The sequence below is a fragment of the Yoonia sp. SS1-5 genome (genome assembly GCF_038443705.2).
GTDB classification, from domain to species: domain Bacteria; phylum Pseudomonadota; class Alphaproteobacteria; order Rhodobacterales; family Rhodobacteraceae; genus Yoonia; species Yoonia rhodophyticola.
This window is the reverse complement of sequence record NZ_CP151767.2, coordinates 46,775-69,431: the sequence shown is the minus strand read 5'-3', so window position 1 is coordinate 69,431 and position 22,657 is coordinate 46,775. Positions and strand designations below refer to the sequence as shown.

Annotated in this window: 17 protein-coding genes; 7 read left to right on the top strand and 10 right to left on the bottom strand. The window is 58.1% G+C overall.

The genetic code is table 11. The features are described 5' to 3' along the window. Positions 1–46: 46 nt before the first annotated feature. Positions 47–1,570 (top strand): cytochrome c peroxidase, encoded by a 1,524-nt coding sequence (locus tag AABB31_RS01895; RefSeq protein WP_342076101.1) that lies wholly within the window; start codon positions 47–49, stop codon positions 1,568–1,570. A 27-nt stretch (positions 1,571–1,597) separates the two neighbouring features. Next, positions 1,598–2,677 (top strand): pyridoxal-phosphate dependent enzyme, encoded by a 1,080-nt coding sequence (locus AABB31_RS01890; RefSeq protein WP_342076102.1) that lies wholly within the window; start codon positions 1,598–1,600, stop codon positions 2,675–2,677. Positions 2,678–2,702: 25 nt separating this feature from the next. Here AABB31_RS01890 and AABB31_RS01885 read toward each other — a convergent pair whose 3' ends face one another. The 6 genes from AABB31_RS01885 to AABB31_RS01860 all read right to left on the bottom strand — a co-directional run bounded on the left by AABB31_RS01885 (position 2,703) and on the right by AABB31_RS01860 (position 10,563). Continuing rightward, a complete protein-coding gene (locus tag AABB31_RS01885) occupies positions 2,703–4,283 on the bottom strand; it encodes a winged helix-turn-helix domain-containing protein (protein ID WP_342076103.1) in 1,581 nt (526 codons plus the stop codon). A gap of 133 nt (positions 4,284–4,416) precedes the next feature. Further along, the gene (locus tag AABB31_RS01880; RefSeq protein ID WP_342076104.1) at positions 4,417–5,307 is read right to left on the bottom strand and encodes an ABC transporter permease; all 891 of its coding nucleotides are present in this window, start codon (positions 5,305–5,307) and stop codon (positions 4,417–4,419) included. 3 nt (positions 5,308–5,310) lie between these two features. Further along, positions 5,311–6,825: an ABC transporter permease gene (locus AABB31_RS01875; RefSeq protein WP_342076105.1), complete on the bottom strand. Its 1,515-nt coding sequence runs from the start codon at positions 6,823–6,825 to the stop codon at positions 5,311–5,313. 74 nt (positions 6,826–6,899) lie between these two features. After that, entirely contained in the window at positions 6,900–8,012 is a 1,113-nt protein-coding gene (locus AABB31_RS01870; protein ID WP_342076106.1) for an extracellular solute-binding protein, read from the bottom strand. A 75-nt stretch (positions 8,013–8,087) separates the two neighbouring features. Continuing rightward, positions 8,088–9,182, bottom strand: a complete 1,095-nt coding sequence (locus tag AABB31_RS01865; protein ID WP_342076107.1) for an ABC transporter ATP-binding protein — start codon at positions 9,180–9,182, stop codon at positions 8,088–8,090. Between the two features lie 178 nt (positions 9,183–9,360). Then, positions 9,361–10,563 carry an aminopeptidase P family protein gene (locus AABB31_RS01860; protein WP_342076108.1) on the bottom strand — a complete coding sequence of 401 codons (1,203 nt, stop codon included), beginning with the start codon at positions 10,561–10,563 and terminating at the stop codon, positions 9,361–9,363. 378 nt (positions 10,564–10,941) lie between these two features. Between AABB31_RS01860 and AABB31_RS01855 the strand changes: the two genes are divergently transcribed. From AABB31_RS01855 to AABB31_RS01840, 4 genes are read left to right on the top strand one after another with little or no spacing between them, the layout of a single operon-like run. Beyond that, on the top strand, positions 10,942–12,192 hold the full coding sequence (locus AABB31_RS01855; protein WP_373635348.1) for a sarcosine oxidase subunit beta family protein: 1,251 nt from the start codon (positions 10,942–10,944) through the stop codon (positions 12,190–12,192). Further along, positions 12,192–12,479, top strand: a complete 288-nt coding sequence (locus AABB31_RS01850; RefSeq protein ID WP_373635347.1) for a sarcosine oxidase subunit delta — start codon at positions 12,192–12,194, stop codon at positions 12,477–12,479. Before AABB31_RS01855 ends, AABB31_RS01850 begins: the two co-directional genes overlap by 1 nt. Further along, positions 12,476–15,412 (top strand): sarcosine oxidase subunit alpha family protein, encoded by a 2,937-nt coding sequence (locus tag AABB31_RS01845; protein ID WP_373635346.1) that lies wholly within the window; start codon positions 12,476–12,478, stop codon positions 15,410–15,412. The genes AABB31_RS01850 and AABB31_RS01845 overlap by 4 nt, the downstream gene beginning before the upstream one ends. Then, the gene (locus tag AABB31_RS01840; RefSeq protein ID WP_342076111.1) at positions 15,405–15,968 is read left to right on the top strand and encodes a sarcosine oxidase subunit gamma; all 564 of its coding nucleotides are present in this window, start codon (positions 15,405–15,407) and stop codon (positions 15,966–15,968) included. The genes AABB31_RS01845 and AABB31_RS01840 overlap by 8 nt, the downstream gene beginning before the upstream one ends. An 87-nt stretch (positions 15,969–16,055) precedes the next feature. Here the strand turns inward: AABB31_RS01840 and AABB31_RS01835 are convergent, their stop codons facing one another. Then, the gene (locus AABB31_RS01835) at positions 16,056–17,036 is read right to left on the bottom strand and encodes a sterol desaturase family protein (protein WP_342076112.1); all 981 of its coding nucleotides are present in this window, start codon (positions 17,034–17,036) and stop codon (positions 16,056–16,058) included. Positions 17,037–17,137: 101 nt separating this feature from the next. Here AABB31_RS01835 and AABB31_RS01830 point away from each other — a divergent pair, with 101 nt between their 5' ends. Continuing rightward, positions 17,138–18,085: a LysR family transcriptional regulator gene (locus AABB31_RS01830; protein ID WP_342076113.1), complete on the top strand. Its 948-nt coding sequence runs from the start codon at positions 17,138–17,140 to the stop codon at positions 18,083–18,085. 2 nt (positions 18,086–18,087) lie between these two features. Here AABB31_RS01830 and AABB31_RS01825 read toward each other — a convergent pair whose 3' ends face one another. The 3 genes from AABB31_RS01825 to AABB31_RS01815 all read right to left on the bottom strand — a co-directional run bounded on the left by AABB31_RS01825 (position 18,088) and on the right by AABB31_RS01815 (position 22,652). Continuing rightward, positions 18,088–19,089 (bottom strand): D-cysteine desulfhydrase family protein, encoded by a 1,002-nt coding sequence (locus AABB31_RS01825; protein WP_342076114.1) that lies wholly within the window; start codon positions 19,087–19,089, stop codon positions 18,088–18,090. A gap of 94 nt (positions 19,090–19,183) precedes the next feature. Beyond that, positions 19,184–20,434 (bottom strand): NAD(P)/FAD-dependent oxidoreductase, encoded by a 1,251-nt coding sequence (locus AABB31_RS01820; RefSeq protein ID WP_373635345.1) that lies wholly within the window; start codon positions 20,432–20,434, stop codon positions 19,184–19,186. Position 20,435: 1 nt separating this feature from the next. Beyond that, the gene (locus AABB31_RS01815; protein WP_373635344.1) at positions 20,436–22,652 is read right to left on the bottom strand and encodes a TRAP transporter permease; all 2,217 of its coding nucleotides are present in this window, start codon (positions 22,650–22,652) and stop codon (positions 20,436–20,438) included. Between the last annotated feature and the right edge of the window lie 5 nt (positions 22,653–22,657).

Here is a 22,657-nt window from a genome sequence, read left to right as displayed (position 1 = left end):
CCGCTGCGCCCTCGTCCCTATCTGACGACTATTCGGGAGCATTCCGATGTTCACTGCAAAACCATTTATCACCCGTGCAGCCGTCCTGCTGGGCTGCGCGACCATCGTTTTCCTGGCGGCTGGCACGGAAGCACCCGAAGGTGTCCCGCTGCCCGATCCGTTGGCAGATGAAGATTTCCTTTTCGATGGTGCGCCGTCCCCGGCGCTTGTCGATTTGGGGCGCGATCTGTTCTTTGATCCGATCTTATCAGGCAATCGCAATATCTCTTGCGGCACTTGCCATGACCCATCTTTGGGGACCAGTGATGGGTTGCCGCTGGGTATTGGCGAAGGCGGCGCAGGTGCGGGTGCCGAACGGCGCACGTCAGACGCAGTCACTGGGCGCGTACCGCGGAACTCGCCCGCATTGTGGAACATTGGTGCGCGCGAATATCGGGTGATGTTCCATGACGGGCGCCTTGAGGATCTGGGTAACGATGCGCTGAATTTGCGGGTGCCTTCCGTCGCGCCCTTGCCCGATGGATTGGACAGCGTGCTGGCGGCGCAAGCGTTTTTTCCGGTCACGTCAGCGATCGAGATGGCAGGACAGCGCGGCGAAAACGAAGTGGCCGATGCAATGCTGACGCAGGGCTTCAACGCGGCCTGGGCCGAGATTGCACAACGTGTTGCGGCAACAGATGAGTATGCGGCGGCATTCATCGCAGCATATGCAGATGTAGAGAGCGCCGATGATATCCAATATGCCCAAATCGCGCAGGCGTTGGCCGCATTTCAGACGGTTGCCTTTCGCACAGATGACAGTGCTTTTGATCAGGTCCTCGCATCCGGCGATACCTCGCACCTATCGGCCAAAGCGGCAGATGGATTAGAGCTATTCTATGGAAAGGCTGGCTGCGCGTCATGCCATTCCGGGCCACTTCTGACAGATCACGCGTTCCACGCGATTGCGGTTCCTCAGATCGGGCCAGGCAAAGGCCACGGCCGCGACGCGGGCTATTGGGAGATGTCTGGCATGATGGCTTTCCTGGAAGACGAAGGGCGCTACCGCGTTACCGGCGATCCAGATGATCTGTTCGCGTTTCGCACACCATCGCTGCGCAACGTGGCCGTCACCGGCCCATGGGGACACTCAGGCGCATTTGATGCGTTGGAGGCGATGGTGCGCCATCATCTGAATGCTGTGCAATCGCTCGAAGACTTTGATCCAGGGCAGATTGAATTGCCGCAGTTGGATCGAATTATCGATCAAACCGGAGGACAATCCGCATCAGGCTACACCGAACTGGACAGCACAAGGCGTGCGGTCTTCTTGCAGCGCGACGGTTTCGTGCAAGCGTCACCTCGGCTGCGAGGCCGGATCGCGGCCGCCAACGACCTGCAACCGCTGAACCTGAGTGATGCAGAGGTCAGCAACCTGCTGGCGTTTCTTGAGAGTTTGACTGACCCAAAGGTGGCCACGCTCAGCTCCATTGTTCCCACGTCAGTTCCTTCCGGGCTGCAACCGCAGCCACAACCCGCAGGGTCGCTTAGTCAAACCAAGACAAGCGAACCTGTGCTAAACCTTCCCTAACGTCGCAGATCTCAAAAGGAGAAAGTCATGACATTGAACGATATCCGTCACACCCACGGACGCGGCCAGCTTTATGGGTCCATCCTCGACACCGTTGGCAATACGCCGACCATCCGGATCAATAATTTGGCATCAGAAGGGGTGACGCTCTACGTCAAGGCCGAGTTCTTCAACCCGGCCGCGTCAGTCAAAGACCGTCTTGCCCTCAACATCATTGAAGCGGCCGAACGTGAAGGCCGTCTGAAACCCGGACAAACCGTTGTTGAGGCGACGTCGGGCAACACGGGCATCGGTCTTGCGATGGTTTGCGCGCAAAAGGGTTACCCGCTTGTGGTCACCATGGCAGACAGTTTCTCCATCGAACGGCGCAAGCTGATGCGGATGCTGGGGGCCAAGGTTGTCCTGACACCGCGCGCCCAGAAAGGGTTTGGCATGTACCGAAAGGCGGTCGAACTGGCCGAGACCAACGGTTGGTTTCTCGCCAGCCAGTTTGAGACAAAGGCGAATGCGGATATCCACGAAGCAACGACCGCACAGGAGATCCTGGGTGATTTTGCAGGATCGCGTCTGGATTACCTCGTCACCGGCTATGGCACTGGGGGGACCGTCACAGGCATCGGTCGCGTTTTGCGCAAGGAACGCCCGGATACCAAGATCATCCTGACCGAACCAGCCAACGCGCAGCTGGTTGGCAGCGGTATCGCGCAAGAGCGCGAGGCGAACGGCGCACCGGCAAGCGGCCACAGCTCATTCGAGCCCCATCCGATTCAAGGATGGACCCCCGACTTTATCCCCAAAGTTCTCCAAGAGGGGCTCGACAATGCGCTTTATGATGCGTTGATCCCTGTTGCAGGTCCCGATGGTATCAACTGGGCCAAAAGGCTCGCGAGTGAGGAAGGTATCCTGACGGGGATCTCTGGCGGATCGACCTTTGCGATTGCAAAAGAAGTGGCAAAGACCGCGAAAAAAGGATCGGTAATCCTTTGCATGTTGCCGGATACCGGCGAACGCTATCTGTCGACACCGATGTTCGAGGGCATCGTTGAAGATATGGACGACGATGAAATCGCGATCTCACAATCGACCCCGGGCTACCAGATGGGCTGATCACCTTGCAGCGGCTGAGCGGATCTTAGGACACGCCAAGCCGCTGCAGCGCACCGGAGAACTTTCCGCGCATGTCGTTGCTTCTGAAAGGGAATGCCGAAAAAAACATATCCTGACTGACGTCCGGCCTCTCGTGCAGCGCGTGATCGCGGCAACGTTTGGCCCTGTCGCCATCACCTTGCAGTTCAAAAGCAGCTGCCGCGATCAAGGCCATGTAGAAATGCGCGCCCGGCGACTGCATGGCTTGCTGGGCCAATCGGCTCGCGGCCTCAAAGTCATCCTCGGCAATGTGGCTCATCGCGCGCACCCCCAACATACCATAATAGAGTGGGTCCAGCGGGCTAAGCGACATCGCTTTCGACGCAAAGGATTTGGCTGGTTGCGACGCGCCATCCAGCGCCAAGATCAAACCCTTGTTGTAGTGGCATTGGGCAAAATTTGGATTGATCTGAAGCGCGCGATCAAGCCAATTCTGGCTGGCGTCAATATCGCCCTCCAACCAGCGGGCCCGACCCATGTTGAAATTGGCGAAAGGGTCCGCCGGGTCGATATCCAAGGCTCGCGATGCATCCTGCACAGCTTGTTGAACCAGCAGGTTGCGATCTTCGCCAAACTGCATGAACGCGTTCTGCCAATGGGTAAATGACAGACCTGCATGGGCCCGTGAGAATGTCGGATCAAGATCAAGCGCTGCATGAAAGTGCTTTGCCGCAATCCGGTTCTCACCTTGATTGAACTTGAAGATATGGCTGAGCCCCACGTGAAAGTGTGACCAAGCATCAAATTCTGACGCACTCAGGCGACGCGAATGAGCGGCCTCATATTGCGGAATGGAGATTTCGAGTGCGGACACAATGGATGCCGTGATTTCCTGCCGCGTTTGATGGACCTCTTCCAATGGGGCTGCAAAACGATCCGACCAAACCAGTGTACCGCCATCAGTCGACAGGATCTCGACCGTGATCGTCATCAGGGCCCCGACCATCTCGACGGTCCCGGTGATCAGGTACCGGGTGCCCAGTTGCTGGCCGACCAGCCCGGGCTCCATTGTTATAGGGTCAAACCGAAAAGATGATCCTCTGGCGATCACATGAAGCCAGCGAATGCGCGACAGGTTAGAGATCAGCTCTGCCGGGAAGCTGTCAGCCAGGGATGCCTGCCCTGGACTGGCGCCAAGCTGAACGAAGCGCAACACGGCAAGGCTGGGTCTACCGCGACCGGGAGACATTGCAGGCGTGTCGGGCGTATTCGAAAGCGGCATTTGCGGATGCGGTGTACTGGCCGTAGCAGGTGCTGTCGCATCCTGAAATTCTGCGACAAAGCGAAACCCTCGCCCATGTACGGTGCGGATCACAGCCTGATCGGTACCGGTATCATTGACGGCTTTGCGCGCTTGTTTGACAGCTGTGGAAATCGTCGCGTCACTGACAATGCGACCATCCCACACAGCGTCGATCAGATCATCGCGCGAGATGACTTTGTCCGCATTCTCAATCAGATGGACAAGCACCTCGAGCGGGACGCGTTCAACATGCACAACACCATCAGGGCCAACCAGTTCGGCCCTGTTCTTGTCCAGCGTAAACCCCAAAAACTCCCAACGCATGCAGGTAGCATAGTTTGAAGATTTAAGCTTGGACAGTGCCTCCCGCGACATGAGGACGGGACAGCGAACGGCTGCCGCGTCCCGCGAAGCGTGTATGCGGTCGTCCTCAAACTGCGGACGCCAAACGCAGCTGCTAGGCAGGCGACAGGCCGCGTAAACGCTCTGACCGGCGGCGCAGCATTTCCAGCACAAACAACAACAAGACCGAGATGCCGATCAGGATCGTCGCAACCGCCAAGATGGTTGGGCTGATTTGCTCGCGCAGGCCGGTGAACATCTGCCACGGCAAGGTTTTTTGACCCGCCGAGCCGACGAACAGCACCACAACCACCTCGTCAAACGATGTGATGAACGCAAACAGGCCGCCTGACACAACACCCGGCAAGATCAGCGGCATCTGCACTTTGAAGAACGTCGTCACCGGACCTGCCCCCATATTGGCCGCCGCCCGCGTCAACGATTGGTCGAAACCCACAAGCGTCGCCGTGACGGTGATAATCACAAAGGGGATGCCCAGGGCGGCATGCGCCAAAACCACGCCCCAATAGGTGCCGGTCAGCGTGAAAGGCAGCTCAATCTTGCCGAACGGCGTCGGGATATAAGGGTTGGAGTAGAAGAAATACATGCCCGTCGCCGAGATGATCAATGGCACAATCATCGGCGATATCAGGATGGCCATGATCGCGCGGCGAAACGGGACATGGCTTTGCGACAGCCCGATGGCGGCCAATGTACCCAGGACCACTGACAAGACTGTCGCCACGGGGGCAATCTTGAGCGAATTGCGCAGCGCCAACTGCCAGTCGGTATTGGTAAAGAAATCTTCATAGTGCTTTGTGGAGTACCCCTCGGGTTGCAGGGCCAGCATTTCAGGGGTGAACGTGAAAAAGTCCTGCGCGTTAAACGACAAGGGGATAATCACCAGAATAGGCGCGATCAGAAAGAAGAAAATCAGACCACATATGATGCGGAAGCTGTAGTGCCAAACGCGCTGGCCGGTGCTTGCATATGCTGGCAATGCCATGGCCTAGCCTCCCAATTTGACGTTATCAATGCCGACAATCTTGTCGTAGACCCAATAGAGGATCAGTACCACTGCCAGCAAGATTGACCCAAGCGCCGCCGCCAGACCCCAGTTCAGCGACGACGAAATATGATACGCGATCCGGTTGGAGATGAAGACACCTTTTGTCCCCCCGACCAGTTCCGGCGTGATGTAATAGCCAATGGCAAGGATGAACACCAAAATGCATCCCGCGCCGATCCCCGGCACAGATTGGGGGAAATACACCCGCCAGAACGCTGTCCAGTCATTGGCACCAAGCGACTTGGCGGCGCGCAGATAGCTTGGCGGGATAGTCTTCATGACAGAATACAGCGGCAGGATCATGAACGGCAAAAGGATATGTGTCATCGCGATGATCGTACCCGTTTGATTGTTGATCAGCTGCAGCCGGCTGTCATCCGCGACCAGACCGATCCAAACCAACGTATCGTTGATCACACCTTGTTGCTGAAGCAGAACTTTCCAGGCCGAGGTGCGCACAAGAAGCGACGTCCAGAACGGCAATAGCACCAGGATCATCAGCAAGTTGGCCTTGCGGTCCGGGAGGTTCGCAAGCAGCCACGCAATCGGATACCCCAGCAGGACACACATCCCCATAATTGACAGTGACATGATCATGGTGCGTATGAAGAGCGTTACATAGATCTGCTCGTCATCGGGCCGGGCCTCGACACCATCGGGGCTTTTCATCAAGTCAACGGATGTCAGGAAATAGCCGGACGTATAGGCAGGCGCATAAAGCTTGATTGTCTGCCAGACATCCGGATCCAGCCAATCTTCATCAATGTCAGCGAATTGCGCCTGGATTGACACAGGCGTGACATCCGCAAGGTCCACCGCAATCGGTAGCATCGCACCTGCCACAGCGTCATTGTAAAGCGCGGTGTAGACGAAATCTGCCGGCTCTTCCTCGGCGGGGACGTCGCCTTCGACCTCGATGATCATCGTAGCCCAGTCGTCATAAGTCGTGGCTGTCACAGGCAGCGCGGCCCGCACAGCATCATCGGCCATCCAGTCCGCCCATTGTTGCGGGTCGGCATAGGCGGGATCTGCATCTTGAAAAGTATCGGTGTAGACGTCCGTTTCAAACCGCCCCACCCGGCGGCCCGACTTGCGAAAGAGCGACGAAATACCCGAAAACTCGTAGTTCAGGCGACTACCAAGGCGCGTGTGTGTCTTATACTCGGAAGCCAGTGCAAGATCGGTATACAGCGCGTCAAAAACATCCTCGCCCGGCGCCGCATCGCTGTCGGAATCCCATCCGCCCAGCGCTTGTACGGTGCGCGGCAAAGTCTCTGACACAATTTGGTTTTCGACCGACCGAAACAGCATATCCGCAATCGGCATCACGAAAGACAACATGATGAAGATGAGCAAAGGGGCAATCAAGGCGAGCGCGCGCAGTTTTTGACGACGCAAAGCGCGATTGAGCGAGGCCTTCAAGGGCCGCCCGTCAGCAGCAATAACTTCTGTCACGTGACCTCCATCCGCTTTCGATCAAGGGGCGCAGCCTTGGGATGCGCCCCCCGTAGTTCATTTCGCGTTGAAGGTTACTGCGACAACCAGGCCTGGAATTTGGCATCCAGGTCGTCGCGGTAATCTGCCCACCATTCGTAGTTGTTGTAGAATGTGTTCTCGGCGTTTGCCGGATCGGTTGGCATATGTGGCGCCATGTCGATGCCAAGCTCGGCATGTTGGCCCACCAGCGGTGCAGAAGACGCGCGCGCAGGGCCGTAGCTGATATATTGCGCTTGATCAGCCAGACGCTGGGTGTCGGTGGCGAATTTGAGGTAATCCATCACGCGGGCAAGCCGATCTTCCGGCAGGCCAGCGGGAACAATCCAACCGTCCAGGTCAAGCATCTGCCAGTCCCAGGCCATCCCCACAGGCTGGCCCTGCTCGGCAATCACAGAGAACAGGCGCCCGTTGAAAGTTGACCCCATAAAGATCTCGCCATCCGCAAGCAATTGCGGCGTTTCAGCGCCAGCCGACCACCAAATGGTCTGATCCTTGATCGTATCAAGCTTTGCAAAAGCCCGGGCTTGGCCTTCTTCCGTCTCGAGTGTGTCGTAGACATCTTCGTAGGCAACGCCATCGCATAGCAGCGCCCATTCCATGTTGGCGATCGGACGCTTGTTCAGTGCCCGCTTGCCAGGATATGTCTCGAGATCAAAGACATCGCAAGCAGAGGTTGGCGGCTCAACGCCCTCTGGCACCATGTCAGTCCGGTAGCCGAAAGTTGTCGAGAACACGATTTGCGGGATGAAACACTCGGACGCGATTGTCGCGCCGAAGTCTTCGGTCGCTGATGTGCCGTCGGGGGCCGCGGCAAGAACCTCATCGTGATCAATTTCGATGGCCAGACCTTCATCACACAGCCGGATCGCGTCGGCGGCCTCTGCATCGACCAGATCCCAGGTAATGTTGCCAGCTTCGTTCATGGCGCGCAGCTTGGCCACGGCCTCGGGCGAGGACTCGTCATTGATGATAGAGATGCCCGTATTCGCCATATAGGGCTCATGATAGGCATTTTGTTGTGACGCAGAATACGCCCCACCCCAGCTGACAATCGTCATTTCATTGGCCATATGTCCGTCGGCGACGGCCATTGTGGCTGGCAGCGTCAGACAGGTTGTCGCCAGCATCTTCAAGGTTATTTTCATATCTTTTCTCCCTTAGTGTTGCCCGGTTTTGTATCGACAAGAACCGCAGCCCGAGCGACCGCAATTCGTTGTGTTTCATGCGTCAAGCGCGCGACAGTCCTGTGGCAGCCATCCAATTTCGATTGCCTCGCCTGGCTGGAGACGCTTTTGGTCAGGGGCATTGCGTGTCTTGATGACAAAGTCATCCGTCCCGGCAACGCGCAAGCGTGTGCGGAAAATATCGCCCATATAGATGAATTCCAACACTTCCGCCTGAAGGGTATGTGCGTCTGCGTGCAGGCGTTCGCGGTCAAACTCGACACGTTCGGGACGAATCGACACTTTGGTACGCTCACCAACTGCGGTGACGTTGACTGGTACAGCGTCAATAATATCGCCGCTATCGAGCTTGACGATGCAGGTATTCCCCTTGATTTCCTCGACAACCCCGTCGAGCGTGTTGTTTTCGCCAATGAACTGGGCGACAAAACTGTTTTCCGGCTTCTCGTACAACTCATCGGGTGCAGCAAGCTGTTGGATACGGCCATCATCGAACACGGCCACGCGATCCGACATCGTCAGTGCTTCTGTCTGGTCGTGGGTCACATAAACGGTGGTGATCCCCAGTTCATGCGCGAGGTTTGTAATCTCGAACTGCAGGGTTTCGCGCAACTGCTTGTCCAGCGCGCCTAGCGGTTCGTCCATCAAGACCAGCTCGGGCTCAAAGACAAGCGCGCGCGCCAGTGCAATCCGTTGTTGCTGGCCACCCGAAAGCTGTGCCGGACGCCGGCCGGCAAAATCCCCCATCTGCACCATGTCCAGCGCGCGTTTGACTTTCTCATCACGCTCGGACTTGCCCATCTTGCGTACTTCCAACGGGAAGGCGAGGTTCTCTGCGACACTCATATGCGGAAACAGCGCATAATTCTGAAACACCATCCCAATGCCGCGCTTATGTGGTGGAATGTTGTTGATGGACACACCATCCAACAGGATGTCGCCATGGGTGGCCGTTTCGAACCCGGCCAACATCATCAGGCAGGTTGTTTTGCCCGAACCCGATGGCCCAAGCATTGTCAGAAACTCACCCTTTGGCATCGACAGGTTGAGATCTTTCACGACCAGCGTTTCGCCATCATAGCTTTTTTGCACGCGATCAAAGGCTACGAAGGCATCTTGGGTGTCTAGCATTGGGAACATTTCTCTTTCAAACCGGCGCAAATCGGAAACCACAGATCGTCGCCAAAACTGTCCGAAGCCTGCAAAATGCAGACTCAAAACGCAACGGCATATCAAGAGAAAGCGCGCTAAGCCGCAGTTTGAACGGCAGCACGGTCATAGAAACTGACCGCCCTGCCCGTTGTCGACATCAGCCAACGACATTGAAATCCGGACCGTAAGGATAGCCAGTGATGTTTTCGCTACCATCTTCGTTGATAATCAGAATGTCATGCTCACGGTAACCACCGGCACCTGCCTGGCCTTCGGGGATCGTCAGCATCGGTTCCATCGAGATGACCATGCCTGGCTTAAGGACCGTGTCGATGTCTTCACGCAGTTCCAATCCGGCTTCGCGTCCATAATAGTGTGAGAGCACACCGAAGGAGTGGCCGTAGCCAAAACTGCGGTACTGCAACAGATCGCGTTCTTCAAAGAATGCGTTGATCTTGTGGGTGACCTCTGCACAACTTGCCCCTGGCTTCAAAAGGCTCATGCCGTATTCATGTGCTGCGACATTGGCCTCCCATATCTTGCGGCTTGCCGCATCGACGTCTTGGGCAAACAACGTGCGTTCAAGCGCGGTATAGTATCCTGAAATCATTGGAAAAGTGTTCAGACTAAGAATATCCCCACGTTCCAGAACCCGCGCGGTCACAGGGTTATGCGCGCCGTCGGTGTTGATGCCGGACTGGAACCAGACCCAGGTATCTCGATATTCAGCGTCGGGATAGCGCTTTGCGATTTCAAGCTCCATCGCGTCGCGACCTGCCATGGCCACATCAATCTCGCGGGTGCCGACCTTGATCGCGTCCCTGATCGCATATCCGCCCACATCAGCCACCTGCGCCCCTGCCCGGATCAACGCAATTTCGGCACTGGATTTGTGCATGCGCTGAACCATGGTTGCAGGCGCGATATCCTTTGATGTGCTGGGTTTCAGAAACGCATCCAGCAGGGCTTTTTGCGCAAGGCTGATGTGATCACCCTCGTAGCCGATTGCCTTGCCCGACCCGGTGACCGCGTGAATCACACGCCAGTAATTGTTCCGCTCCCAATCCGTATACGTGATGTTGTCCCCATAGCTGCGACGCCACGGCTGGGCCGCGTCGATGCCAGCGCTTACTGTGACGCTGTCTGTCGCGGTCACGACCAGCGCATAGGGCCGGCCAAATGCACAATATAGAAAGCCCGAATAATATGCGACATTGTGCATTGAGGTGAACACACAGGCATCAATGCCTTCGGACACCATGGTCGCGCGCAGCTTGGCTAGCCTTGCGTCATATTCTTCGTTTGAAAATGGGAGAACCTTGTCACCCTGATGAAAACGGTAGTGCTGTGGACGGTTCATCAACAAATCCTTCGTTCCGCGCACCGATGCGTGTGTGAAGGATATGAACCTTCCCCACCGTGACATCGGCAAAGCAAGATCCCGGCGTTCAGGAAGGGCAATTCATTGGTGCAGGTCACTGCAAAGACGACGCCATCGTCAAACCAACGACGATATGATGATAAACTTGGATTGACTTGGCAAGCACTACTTCGGCAGTGTTTTGACCACTATTCGCCAAGCAATCGGCAGCACCTCGATCGTTTCTGGGGATGCGGCGTCAGGCCATCTCGCCTTCCCGAAAAATGTCCGGCTTGTCGCAAACGGCGCGGTTCCTGTCCAATCTGGGTATCTTAACGTCTTTGTTTGCAGCAGATTAGCCCAAAGGGGATGTCGGCAATGCGTTATTCAGGCTTCAAGGTCATCAAGGAGGCACTGACCGGTCACAAAGGCTGGACGCCTGCCTGGCGCGATCCGGAACCGCAGGCAGAGTATGACATCATCGTCATCGGTGGTGGCGGGCATGGGTTGGCGACCGCCTACTACCTTGCCAAGGAGCTTGGCCAGAAACGCATTGCGGTGCTGGAAAAGGGATGGATTGGCGGTGGCAATGTCGGGCGCAACACCACCATCATCCGATCCAACTACCTGCTGGACGGAAACGAACCGTTCTATGAATTCTCTCTCAAACTCTGGGAAGGACTGGAGCAGGATTTCAACTACAACGCCATGATCTCGCAACGGGGGATCCTGAACCTGATCCACTCCGACGCGCAGCGTGATGCCTATATCCGGCGCGGCAATGCAATGCTGTTGAACGGCGCGGATGCCGAATTGCTGACGACCGAACAGATCAAGGCGCGGTATCCATTTCTGAACACCAAAGATGCGCGTTTTCCGATCAAAGGCGGGCTTGCGCAGCATCGCGGTGGCACGGTGCGCCATGATGCGGTTGCCTGGGGTTATGCGCGCGGCGCTGATAGCCGCGGCGTTGATATCATCCAGAACTGCGAGGTGACCGGTTTTCGCATTGAAAACGGCAAATGTCTGGGCGTGGAAACCTCGCGCGGGTTCATCGGCGCCAAGAAGATCGGCTGCGCCGTCGCCGGATCGTCCAGCCGGTTAATGTCGAAGGCAGAGATGCGCCTGCCGATGGAAAGCCACGTCCTGCAAGCCTTCGTCTCGGAGGGGCTGAAACCGATCTTGCCGGGTGTCGTCACCTTTGGCGCAGGGCATTTCTATGTCAGCCAGTCCGACAAGGGCGGGTTGGTCTTTGGCGGTGATATTGATGGCTATAATTCCTACGCCCAACGCGGCAACCTGCCCACTGTCGAAGATGTCTGCGAAGGCGGGATGGCGATCTTTCCCGCCTTTGGCCGCGCCAGGGTGCTGCGCATGTGGGGCGGGATCATGGATATGTCGATGGATGGCTCGCCCATCATCGACCGGACCCATATTGACGGGCTCTATTTCAATGGCGGCTGGTGTTACGGCGGGTTCAAGGCGACGCCCGCATCCGGTTTCTGCTTTGCACATCTGCTGGCAAAGGACGCCCCGCACCCGGTCGCGGCAGCCTACAGGTTCGACCGGTTCGAGAAGGGCCTGATGATTGATGAAAAGGGAGTGGGCAATCAGCCCAATTTGCACTGATGATGATTGACCACCCCCTGCTTGGCCCGCGTGACGCTGCCGAATTCACCTATATGGGGGATGCCAAACTGATCGACCGTCCGGATTGGAAATCGGAGAACGCCGCACAGGAATTCTATGACTATGGTTACCTGCGCGACAATCCGGCAGGCTGGCATGAAGAGCTTTGGTTCCACGAGGCCGGTGACCGATCCTGGCTGGTCGTGACCCGCAATACGATCACGCATGAGATTTCCAAGGTGGAACTGGCCCGTGATGTGGCGCGCGCGCGCGGGCGGTCGAAATGACGCAAAAGAACCGACTGGCAGGTGGTCAGATTGATCGCACGAAAACCCACAAATTCACCTTTGATGGCAAGGCCTACACCGGTCATCCGGGCGACACGCTTGCCTCTGCCCTGCTCGCCAATGGTGTGCGGCTTATGGGTCGGTCTTTCAAATATCACCGCCCGCGTGGGCCGCTGACGGCCGGATCGGAAGAGCCGAACGCCTTGGTCGCATTGCGGGGCGGTGCCCGCCAGGAACCCAACACCCGGGCGACAACGGCCGAGCTTTATGACGGGCTGTTGGCCAAGAGCCAGAACCGCCTGGGTTCATTGACGTTTGACCTGCTGGCAATCAACGACCGATTGTCCAATTTTCTGACGGCGGGTTTCTACTACAAGACGTTCATGTGGCCCGCCGCATTCTGGGAAAAACTCTACGAGCCGATTATCCGCAATGCCGCAGGCCTGGGGGCCCTGTCACGCAAGGATGATCCCGACGTCTACGACAAGGGGTTCCTGCATTGCGATCTTCTGATCATCGGCGCGGGTCCCGCAGGTCTGATGGCCGCCTTGACCGCTGGCCGCGCTGGCGCTGACATCATCCTAGCCGATGACGACTTTGCCTTTGGCGGGCGTCTGAACAGCGAAACAATCGCGCTCGATGATCAAGCTGGCTCTGATTGGGCCGCTGGTGTTGTAGCCGAGCTTGCGAGTTTGCCCAACGTCCGATTGATGTCGCGCACGACTGTGATCGGTGCGTTTGATCACGGCATTTATGGAGCCGTTGAGCGGGTGAGCGACCATATGCACACGCCCGACGCAGGCAAGCCGCGCCAAATCCTGTGGCGGATCTATACCAAGCAAACATTGCTCGCTGCCGGCGCAACCGAACGTCCGATTGCATTTGATAACAACGATCGGCCGGGCATCATGCTGGCCTCGGCCCTGCGCAGCTATGCCAACAAATTTGCGGTCGCTGTGGACCAGCGCGTGGCCATCTTTACCAACAACGATGATGGGCATCGGACAGCCGCCGACCTGCACGCCAAGGGCGTGAAAATCAGCGCGGTAGTGGATGTCCGCCCTGATGCCCCGCGCAGCATGGATTACGAGGTGCTGCAGGGCGAGGTGGTCGATACCAAAGGGCGCCTTGGCCTGACATTCGCCGAGCTAAAGCTGGCCGATGGCACAATGCGCACGCTTGAATGTGGCGCATTGGGCCTGTCGGGTGGCTGGAACCCCAACGTCCATTTGACCTGCCATCAACGGGGTCGCCCGACATGGAACGACGACATCGCAGCCTTTGTGCCGGGTGGTGACCTCCCTGCCGGAATGTGTGTCGCAGGTGCAGCCAATGGTGATCTCTCGACGGCAGGCGCGTTGCAGGCGGGTGCCTTGGCTGCGCAGCAAATGCTGGACCTCAAAGGACCGGCGCCAGACCTGCCCGAGGCCGAAGATGCCCCCGTGAACCTGACGCCCTTCTGGTATGTCGAAGGGTGTTCGCGCGCCTGGCTGGACCAGCAAAACGATGTCACGGTGAAGGACGTGAAGCTGAGCCACCAGGAAGGTTTTCGTTCGGTCGAGCACCTCAAACGCTATACCACCCTTGGCATGGCGACGGATCAGGGCAAGACATCCAACATGGGCGGCCTTGCGATCATGGCCGAATTGGCGGGCAAGACGATCCCGGACGTGGGCACAACGATCTTTCGCCCACCCTATACGCCAACCGCAATTGGCGTCCTTGCAGGGCGGCATCGGGGCCAGGAATTTCACCCCAAACGCCTGACCCCATCGCATAAATGGGCTGAAGAACAAGGCGCTGTTTTTGTCGAAGCCGGCAATTGGCTGCGCGCGCAGTGGTTCCCGCGCGCCGGCGAAACCACCTGGCGCGAAAGCGTGGATCGCGAGGTATTGGCAACCCGCAAATCCGTGGGCGTCTGTGATGTGACCACGTTGGGAAAGGTCGATGTGCAAGGCGCCGATGCCGCCGATTTCCTGAACAAGATCTACTGCAACGGGTTTGCCAAACTCGCTGTGGGCAAGACCCGTTATGGCCTGATGCTGCGCGAAGATGGGATCGCAATGGATGATGGCACCGCCGCACGGCTGGCCGAGGATCATTTTGTGGTCACAACAACAACCGCAAACGCCCTGCCCGTCTATCGGCATATGGAGTTCGTGCATCAGTGCCTCTTCCCTGATATGGACGTGCAACTGATCTCAACCACCGAAGCCTGGGCGCAATATGCTGTCGCGGGTCCAAACAGCCGCAACCTGCTGTCCAAAATTGTGGATCAGGACATCGGCAACGACGCTTTTCCGTTCATGGCCTGTGCAAACATTACAATTTGCGGCGGTCTGCGTGCGCGGCTGTTCCGGATATCTTTCAGCGGTGAACTGGCTTATGAAATTGCAGTGCCGACGGCCTATGGCGACGCGCTTATGCGCAAGATCATGGAAGTCGGTGCGGAATTTGACGTAACACCTTACGGGACCGAAGCGCTTGGCGTGATGCGGATTGAAAAGGGCCACGCCGCGGGCAATGAACTGAATGGGACGACGACCGCATTGAACCTCGGCATGGGTCGGATGGTGTCCAAGAAGAAGGACAGCATCGGGTCGATCCTGTCAGAGCGCGCAGGGCTGAATGGTAAGGGCCAACTGGCGCAGGTCGGGATCAAACCTGTTGATCCCAAGGATCCCGTGCCAGCAGGTGCGCATTTGATGAATGCCGAGGGGCCAATCGACGCAGCCCATGACCAGGGCTATGTGACATCCGCCTGCTATTCGCCCAATCTTGGCCACGCGATTGCGATTGGTTTTCTCAAGGATGGGACCAGCCGGATAGGCGAGACCATGCGGCTGGTCAGCCCGCTGACAAAGGTGCAGGTTGATGTGGAAATCACCAGCGCCCATTTCATTGATCCAGAGGGAGAACGGTTGCGTGCATGATCTGCGCCCCCTAACGGCCCTTGGCGGGCAAACCACACAGGTCGATACGTTTGACAACGTCACGATTGCCGAAAACAATGGTTTGGCCCTGGCATCCGTCGCCGCACGCCTGGGCCGGGAAAAGCCCTGCCACACCGCTCTCAAAAAACTGCTGCGTGACGTGCCTTTGCCGGGTCGCGCCGTTTTGCATGACCCCGAGGCCGGGTTCTGGATCGGACCGGATCAATGGATGATCGGGGCGCCGCGCGACACCCACGAATTGCTGGCCGATATGCTCAAGGATCGCTTTGGGGATGCGGCCTCGATCACCGAACAATCGGGCGCGTGGGTCTGTTTTGATGTCATGGGGCCAGCGATGCCGGATCTCTGTGAACGGATCTGCGCGGTGCCTATCCGCAAGATGGTGGCTGGCGATGCGCAGCGCACAATGATCCATCAGTTGGCTTGCTTTGTGATCCGGCGCCAAGACGAGGATCACATCCGCATTCTCGGGCCGCGCTCCGCCGCAAAGTCACTGCATGATGCATTAATTGCCGCGGCTCATGCGGTGGCTTAGGGTCAGACCCCCAACAGGCTACTTCAAATCGCGGCGCCGGATCGGGCGCGTGTGGTGAACGACACCCGGGGCATTCCGGAACGCCGCCTATGCGCTATTCATCCGCTTGCGCCGCGCCTTGATCTGTTCATTCGCAGCCTCGGTGCCATCGTGAAATGAGCCAAACCACTGATCCCACGGTAACTCGAGCGAGCCGTAGTTACATTCAAAATACCGATGATGCATCTGGTGGTGGAACGTGCCCAATCTCAGGCGGTTCTGATCCTTGATCAGCAGCCCCTCGAACCCGGTATGTGACGTGGCCGCAGTGAGGGCATAATATTGCAAATGATAGAGAATATGCACCGGATGTGCCGCAACGATCCAATGGATCAGGACCGAGCCCAGAAAGATCAGATGCTCGACCGGGTGCATCGACAGCCCGGACCACGGCCCGACATTGATATTGCGATGATGCAGCGCGTGCACATGTTTGTACAAAAAAGGAATGTGCAGAAACCGGTGAATCCAGTAGAAATAAAAGCTCTCCCATATCGGGATCAGCAGGAACAGCACCAAAAACCAGACCGGATTTCCCGCCCATGTAACCATCGGCGCATACCCGTTGGCAATCGCCCAGAACATCAACACCTCGTAGCCGGTCCAGATGGTGACCCCACTGGCCAGCGTCCAGAACATATTGTCACGGATTTGCCCGCCCAACGTGAATTGTCGTCCGTTTTTCATCAGCGGGCGCGGGTCGTATTTCAGCGCTGCACCCTGTTTGGTGAACGTATAGAAATACAGATGCAGCCCACCTGCCACAGCAGACATCAGTATCAGATTGCGCACATACATCTCGGCGATCCAGCCGAATGCCAAGGTCTTGGTCTCTTCCAATGGCGGTTGAAACCAATAGAACGACGCGAAAGCGACGCCGACAAGGATCAGGCGTTCTGACAGGAAAAACCACGAATTCCATATCCATCCAAGCATCGCCATAGGGCGCAATGGCCAACGGAAGAATGGCGACACCTGTAGCGGGACGTTGGGCGTATGGTTCCAACCTTTGAGTGGTGCGTCAGCCATATGCAATCCTTCCATGTCCAGTGCAACACAGCCTGCCAGAGATGCGTTCACATGAAAAACAGTATAATAAGCGAAACTATATCTGATTTTCAGAGGTAGCGATGACAGTCTCACTCAAGGCGATGACCTATTTCACCACCGCCCTGCGCCATGGCAATATTGCCAAAGCTGCGGCAGAACTGAACATTGCCGCCTCGGCTGTGTCCACCGCCATTGATCAGATCGAGGCTGCGTTTGGCCTGACACCGGTCACACGGCAACGCTCACGTGGCATACAACCAACGGCCAGTGGCATCGTGATTGCCCGCAAATGCGCGGGTTTGCTGGAAGATTACCGCGCCATCATGGCTGAGGGCGCCGATCTCAAACAGTCGCTGACCGGGCGTTTGCGGATCGGATATTATGCGCCAATTGCGCCCGCCTTCCTGCCACAAATTCTGGCCGCGTGCCTGCCGCGCGACGGCCAGGTCGAATTGCATCTGGAAGAATGCGACAATGACACCGCGCAAGATGGGCTGCTAAACGGCAAATATGATGCCATTCTCTTTGTCAGCGAGGATGCAAGGCCATCCATTCAATTTGACACCCTGATCACCGCGCGCCCCTACTGCCTGGTACCGGCCGCGCACCGCTTTGCCCGGCAGTCCTCGGTGACGATGGCCGAAATTGCCCAAGAACCGCTTGTCGTGTTGAACCGCCCCGTTGCGGCGGCCTATTATCGCGGCCTTTTTGACACTTGCGCACAAGGCCCGTCGATCGCGGCCTATGCCAATGCAACCGAAATGGTCCGCAGCCTTGTCAGCACGGGGCATGGATGCGCCATTCTGAATATGCGACCACGCACCGCCGACAGCTATGCAGGTGGGGCGGTTGTCGCACTGCCCATTGCCGACCCCCTGCCCGCCCTGACCTTGTCAGTCGGATATGACACCGCGCGCCGCCGCCGGCTGGTTCAGCACTTTGTCAGCGCCTGTCGTGATCACTTTGCAACCCTTGGGCCGGGGCAATGTGTGGTCAGCCCCGCAGACATGCCCGGCGGGGACGTCTAGGGTCAGGACCCAAGTCGCCCGGCAAGCGCGATCTGGTAGGCGAAAAGTGAGGCGAGCCCGCCGGTATGCACGAACAGCACCTTGCTGCCTTGCGGGATGTCTCCGCTTTCGACAAGCGCGGGAACGGCTGCAAAAACCTTGGCCGTATAGACCGGGTCCAGAAGCAAGCCATCGCTATGGGCCATCAGTTTCATTGCATTCAGCGCCTGCGGCCCGATCTGCCCATAGCCGGGCGCAAGCGCGCCGTCCCAGATGTTGATCTGATCCGACCCTATCTGGTCGGGACGCCCCAGAAGGGCCTGCAAATCATCCAGAACCGTCCTGATCCGGCGTTGCTGTTGTGTGGCGTCGCGCCGCACACAACTGCCGATCACAACACCGGCAAAGCCATTGTCCAGCAACCCAGCCAGAAGACCCGCATGGGTCAGGCCGCTGCCGGAGGCGACAATGACAAAGTCAAAGCCGTCCCTTTGCTGCAAGATTTCCTTGGCCGCGCGCATGTAGCCCAGCGCGCCGAGTGGCGGATTGCCCAGCGCCAGCGGGATCACAAAGGGATGATGCCCCTTGGCGCGCTCCTGCTCTGCGCGGGCTCGCAAGGCGCGGTCGGCCCCTGCTTCATCCTCGCCATCCGGGTAGCGCATCACCTCCGCCCCCAGAAGATCGTTGAGCAACACGTTGCCCGACGTGGCATAATGCTGATCCTGACCCGGAACGCGGTCTTCCAGCTGGACGATGGTGCGCGACCCTATCTTGCGGGCAGATGCAGCGGCGGTGCGTACAAAATTGGACTGCACGGCCCCGGTGATCAGGATCGTATCGCAGCCCTGTGCCACCGCCTTGCCCAAGTAGAATTCAAGCTGGCGGGACTTGTTCCCGCCCAATGTGGTCCCGGCCAGATCATCACGCTTGACCCAAAGGTCGATATTCAGCCGCGCGGATAATTGCGCCAGCCGTTCCAGTGGTGTCGGACCCGAGACAAGATCGACGCGCGGATGGGTTTTCATGATTTATCGGCCCCTGATCGGCGGCATTGATCGCCCCGTCCTGCACAGGCTAGCACGATTGGGGCGGTTTGAGGCAAGATCGCCACGCGCCCGATTACAGAAAACGGCTTGCGCTATAGGCTGCCGTATTGATGTTTTGTGGCAACCCCGATGCAAGGCTGGCGACAAACCGGCCTGTTTTCGGGGCCATCATCAATCCGTAATGGCTATGCCCAAAGGCACAGATCAGGCCTGGCCTGCCTGCGACCTCGTCAAGGATCGGCAAGCTGTCGGGGAAGGACGGGCGCACCCCCATCCAACTGTCGAAACGTTGGCCTTCAAGTTCGGGGAACATGGCAACGGCTGTCCGGCGCACAGCCTCGATCCGGCGGGGGTTTGGCGGTGTCTCGGTGCCTGCGAATTCCGCGATCCCTGCGACCCGCAGGGCCCCGTTCATGGAACTCGCCACTGCGTGACCCGCCACATCCATGATGGAGTTATTCAAAGTCAGGCCGGTATCGGGATATGCAACATGGTACCCGCGTTCGGCAGCCAGTGGCACCTTGATGCCCAACGGGGCCAGCAACTTGGCCGACCAGGCGCCAGCGGCCAGAACGACCTTGTCGAAAATATGGGTTTGGGCGTCCGTGACGACCGACCAGCCGTGATCCTGTTGGGACAAGGCCGAAACGGTGCCCTGTTCAATTTGCCCCCCTTGGGACACAAGCTTGTCCGCCAGAACGGCCCCGATCTTGCCGGGGTCAAGCGCGCGGGCCTGCCCCTTGATCAGGATCGCCGACTTGAAAGCGCGCGACAAGGCAGGCTCAAGCTGGCGCAGCGCATCGCCGCCGATCTGTTCCACATCGGCGCCCTTTTCGATCCGCAACCGGTATCCAAGCGCGTTGATATCGGCGCTGCCCGGATCCCGAAAAGCATGCACATACATGCTATCGGCAATCAGGTTTTCGTGGCCCGTCCCCGCAAGAAGCTGCCGGTAAAGGGCGGGGCTGTCATCGCAGAGTACATGCATCGCGTTGGCATTTGCCGCAACCCTTGCAGGTCGCGCCTCGCGCAGGAACCGCACCAGCCATTTCAGGTAGCGCGGCCCGTGGGACAACGCCACACCAGCCGCGCCATAGGGGCGCAAAACCATGCCCGGGATGGCGCGCCAGATACCTGGCATGGCCTGGGGCGCTATGGACCACGGTGAAATCACCCCGGCATTGCCCGACGACGTGCCCTGCCCCGGCTGGTGGCGTTCAATCACCGTCACCGCGTGGCCTGCCTCGCGCAGCGCCAGTGCCGAGCAGATGCCGACAATCCCGCCTCCGATCACGCCGACACGAAGCGGCGGTGTCGCATCCATGTCAGGCGCTCACCAGGGGCGCGCGCCGTCTGGCAATGACCTGCAAGATGATGGCCGGGCTGGCGATCAGCAGTGCAACAAGGTCAGCCGACAAGGACGGCGCGATAAAGACCAGACCGGCCAGCGCGCAAAGGATGCGGTTGATCACCCCCATCGGTGCGAGCCAATAGCCGACCACAGCAGCGGACAAGGCGACCACACCCATGATACAACTGGTCGCGGTATAGGTGAATTCCCATAAGTCGAACCCGGTCGAGGACACGAATAGCAAGACCGGCGCATAGACAAAGGCCATCGGCGCAATCACCTTGCCCAGCCCAAGCGTAAAGGCCGAAATACCCGTCTTGAAGGGTGGCGAATTGGCAATGGCCGCCGCCGCATAGGCCGAGGTACAGACCGGCGGCGTAATTTCGGCCACCACCCCGTAATACAGCACAAACAGGTGGCTTGCGATTGGTGGCACACCCAGTTGCGCCAGGGCAGGTTGGGCGACAGATACCAGCATGATGTAAAGTGCTGTGGTCGGGATACCGGCCCCCATCAGGATGCAGGCCACGGCGATAAAGACCAGCGACAGGAACAGTTGCAGGTCTTCAACCTGGAACAGGGCCCATTCCCCAAAGCTCAGCAATGCGTAAAGATCACTGGCCAGATTGCCGGCCCCTTGTGTGACCATAAAGCCGATGCGGAAACCGATGCCGGTGGTGTTGATCACCCCGACAACGATGCCAACAGCTGCAGAAGCAGCCCCAACCGCCAGCGCATATTTCACGCCCAGTTCCATCGCATCCGTCATCGCGGGCAGCTTCATCCGCTCTTGCGGGTTCAGCGTTGCGACCAGCGTTCCGGCCACAAGGATCACCGCCGTGATCAGTTCGAACCCGCCGCCAAGAAACTTCCAGATCACAAAACTTGCAAAGGCCGCGGCATAGATCAGGGTGACCGGCTCGCGCAGCCGGGACATACCCGCCACAAGCGCCAGCGAGATACCGCAAAAGGCCGACATATATGGCGTATACCCCGAGAAAAGGACCCATAAGAGGCCGATCAGCGGGATGATATTGGCCCAACCGTCCCGCCACACGGCCGCAAACATTGGCAATTGTTCCTTGGCCAGACCTTTCAGGCCAAGCTTGCGCGCCATCAGGTGCACAACCGTAAAGACGCCCACATAGTGCAGGATCGCAGGGAAGATCGCCGCAATCACAATGGTGGTGTAGGGAAGTTCCAGAAACTCGGCCATGATAAAGGCCGCAGCCCCCATGATCGGCGGCGTGATCTGCCCCCCGGCCGAGGCCGCAGCCTCAACCCCGCCCGCAAAGTGCCCCGGATAGCCAAGGCGCTTCATATTGGGGATGGTCAGCGCGCCGGTTGAAACGGTGTTCGCGACCGAAGACCCCGAGATCGTCCCAAAAAAGGCCGATGACACAACAGATACCTTGGCCGGTCCGCCCGTATAGCGGCCCGCAAGAATGGTCGCGTTGTCGATGAACAATTGCCCCAGACCGGTGCGCTGCGCGATGACGCCAAACAACACAAAGTGGAACACGATCGTCGAGACGACCCACAAGGTCACGCCAAAGATCCCCTCTTGCGGGAAGTACATGGATGACACGAAGGTGCGGAACTTCACGCCCGGATGCTGCAACAATCCCGAAAAATAGGGCCCAAACAGGGCGTAGATGATGAAAAGGCTGATGATCGCGGGCAGCACCCATCCCAGGGTGCGGCGCGCAATGTCCAGCACAAGGCAAATGATCACAATGCCAAAGAACATGTCGTAATTGTTGGGGTTGCCCATCCGGAACGTCTGTTCCTCGATGCCCAGGGCCGGAATACCGCGCCAGGCGACCCCCACGTAAAGCGCCGATGCAACGCCAAGGATCATCAGGATCACGTCGAGATACGGGATACCACCCATATGCAGCATTCCGGTTTTCAGATTGAACGATGCCTTGGTCTTGACCAGCGGGAAGAAAGCATAGGTCAGGATGAACAGGCCGGTCAGATGCCAGCCCATATGCCAGTGATCGGCCGGCAGACCGAAGCCCGCGGTGATGTAGTGATAGATGGCAAAGATGATGGCGACAGCGCGCAATAGCTTGGCCGCTGTAGGTCCGACGGATCGCGTTGATGTGCCCTCGTCGTATTTTTCTTCGATGGCGGCCAGCTCTTCTGCTGTCAGCTCATGCACGTCTTCTTTGGCTGTCTCGCTCATCGCGG

Excerpts from the sequence above, each read along its gene's own strand:
- AABB31_RS01895 (WP_342076101.1), top strand. The coding sequence starts at position 47 with ATGTTCACTGCAAAACCATTTATCACCCGTGCAGCCGTCCTGCTGGGC.
- AABB31_RS01890 (WP_342076102.1), top strand. The coding sequence starts at position 1,598 with ATGACATTGAACGATATCCGTCACACCCACGGACGCGGCCAGCTTTAT.
- AABB31_RS01885 (WP_342076103.1), bottom strand. The coding sequence starts at position 4,283 with ATGCGTTGGGAGTTTTTGGGGTTTACGCTGGACAAGAACAGGGCCGAA.
- AABB31_RS01880 (WP_342076104.1), bottom strand. The coding sequence starts at position 5,307 with ATGGCATTGCCAGCATATGCAAGCACCGGCCAGCGCGTTTGGCACTAC.
- AABB31_RS01870 (WP_342076106.1), bottom strand. The coding sequence starts at position 8,012 with ATGAAAATAACCTTGAAGATGCTGGCGACAACCTGTCTGACGCTGCCA.
- AABB31_RS01865 (WP_342076107.1), bottom strand. The coding sequence starts at position 9,182 with ATGCTAGACACCCAAGATGCCTTCGTAGCCTTTGATCGCGTGCAAAAA.
- AABB31_RS01860 (WP_342076108.1), bottom strand. The coding sequence starts at position 10,563 with ATGAACCGTCCACAGCACTACCGTTTTCATCAGGGTGACAAGGTTCTC.
- AABB31_RS01855 (WP_373635348.1), top strand. The coding sequence starts at position 10,942 with ATGCGTTATTCAGGCTTCAAGGTCATCAAGGAGGCACTGACCGGTCAC.
- AABB31_RS01850 (WP_373635347.1), top strand. The coding sequence starts at position 12,192 with ATGATGATTGACCACCCCCTGCTTGGCCCGCGTGACGCTGCCGAATTC.
- AABB31_RS01845 (WP_373635346.1), top strand. The coding sequence starts at position 12,476 with ATGACGCAAAAGAACCGACTGGCAGGTGGTCAGATTGATCGCACGAAA.
- AABB31_RS01835 (WP_342076112.1), bottom strand. The coding sequence starts at position 17,036 with ATGGCTGACGCACCACTCAAAGGTTGGAACCATACGCCCAACGTCCCG.
- AABB31_RS01830 (WP_342076113.1), top strand. The coding sequence starts at position 17,138 with ATGACAGTCTCACTCAAGGCGATGACCTATTTCACCACCGCCCTGCGC.
- AABB31_RS01825 (WP_342076114.1), bottom strand. The coding sequence starts at position 19,089 with ATGAAAACCCATCCGCGCGTCGATCTTGTCTCGGGTCCGACACCACTG.
- AABB31_RS01820 (WP_373635345.1), bottom strand. The coding sequence starts at position 20,434 with ATGGATGCGACACCGCCGCTTCGTGTCGGCGTGATCGGAGGCGGGATT.
- AABB31_RS01815 (WP_373635344.1), bottom strand. The coding sequence starts at position 22,652 with ATGAGCGAGACAGCCAAAGAAGACGTGCATGAGCTGACAGCAGAAGAG.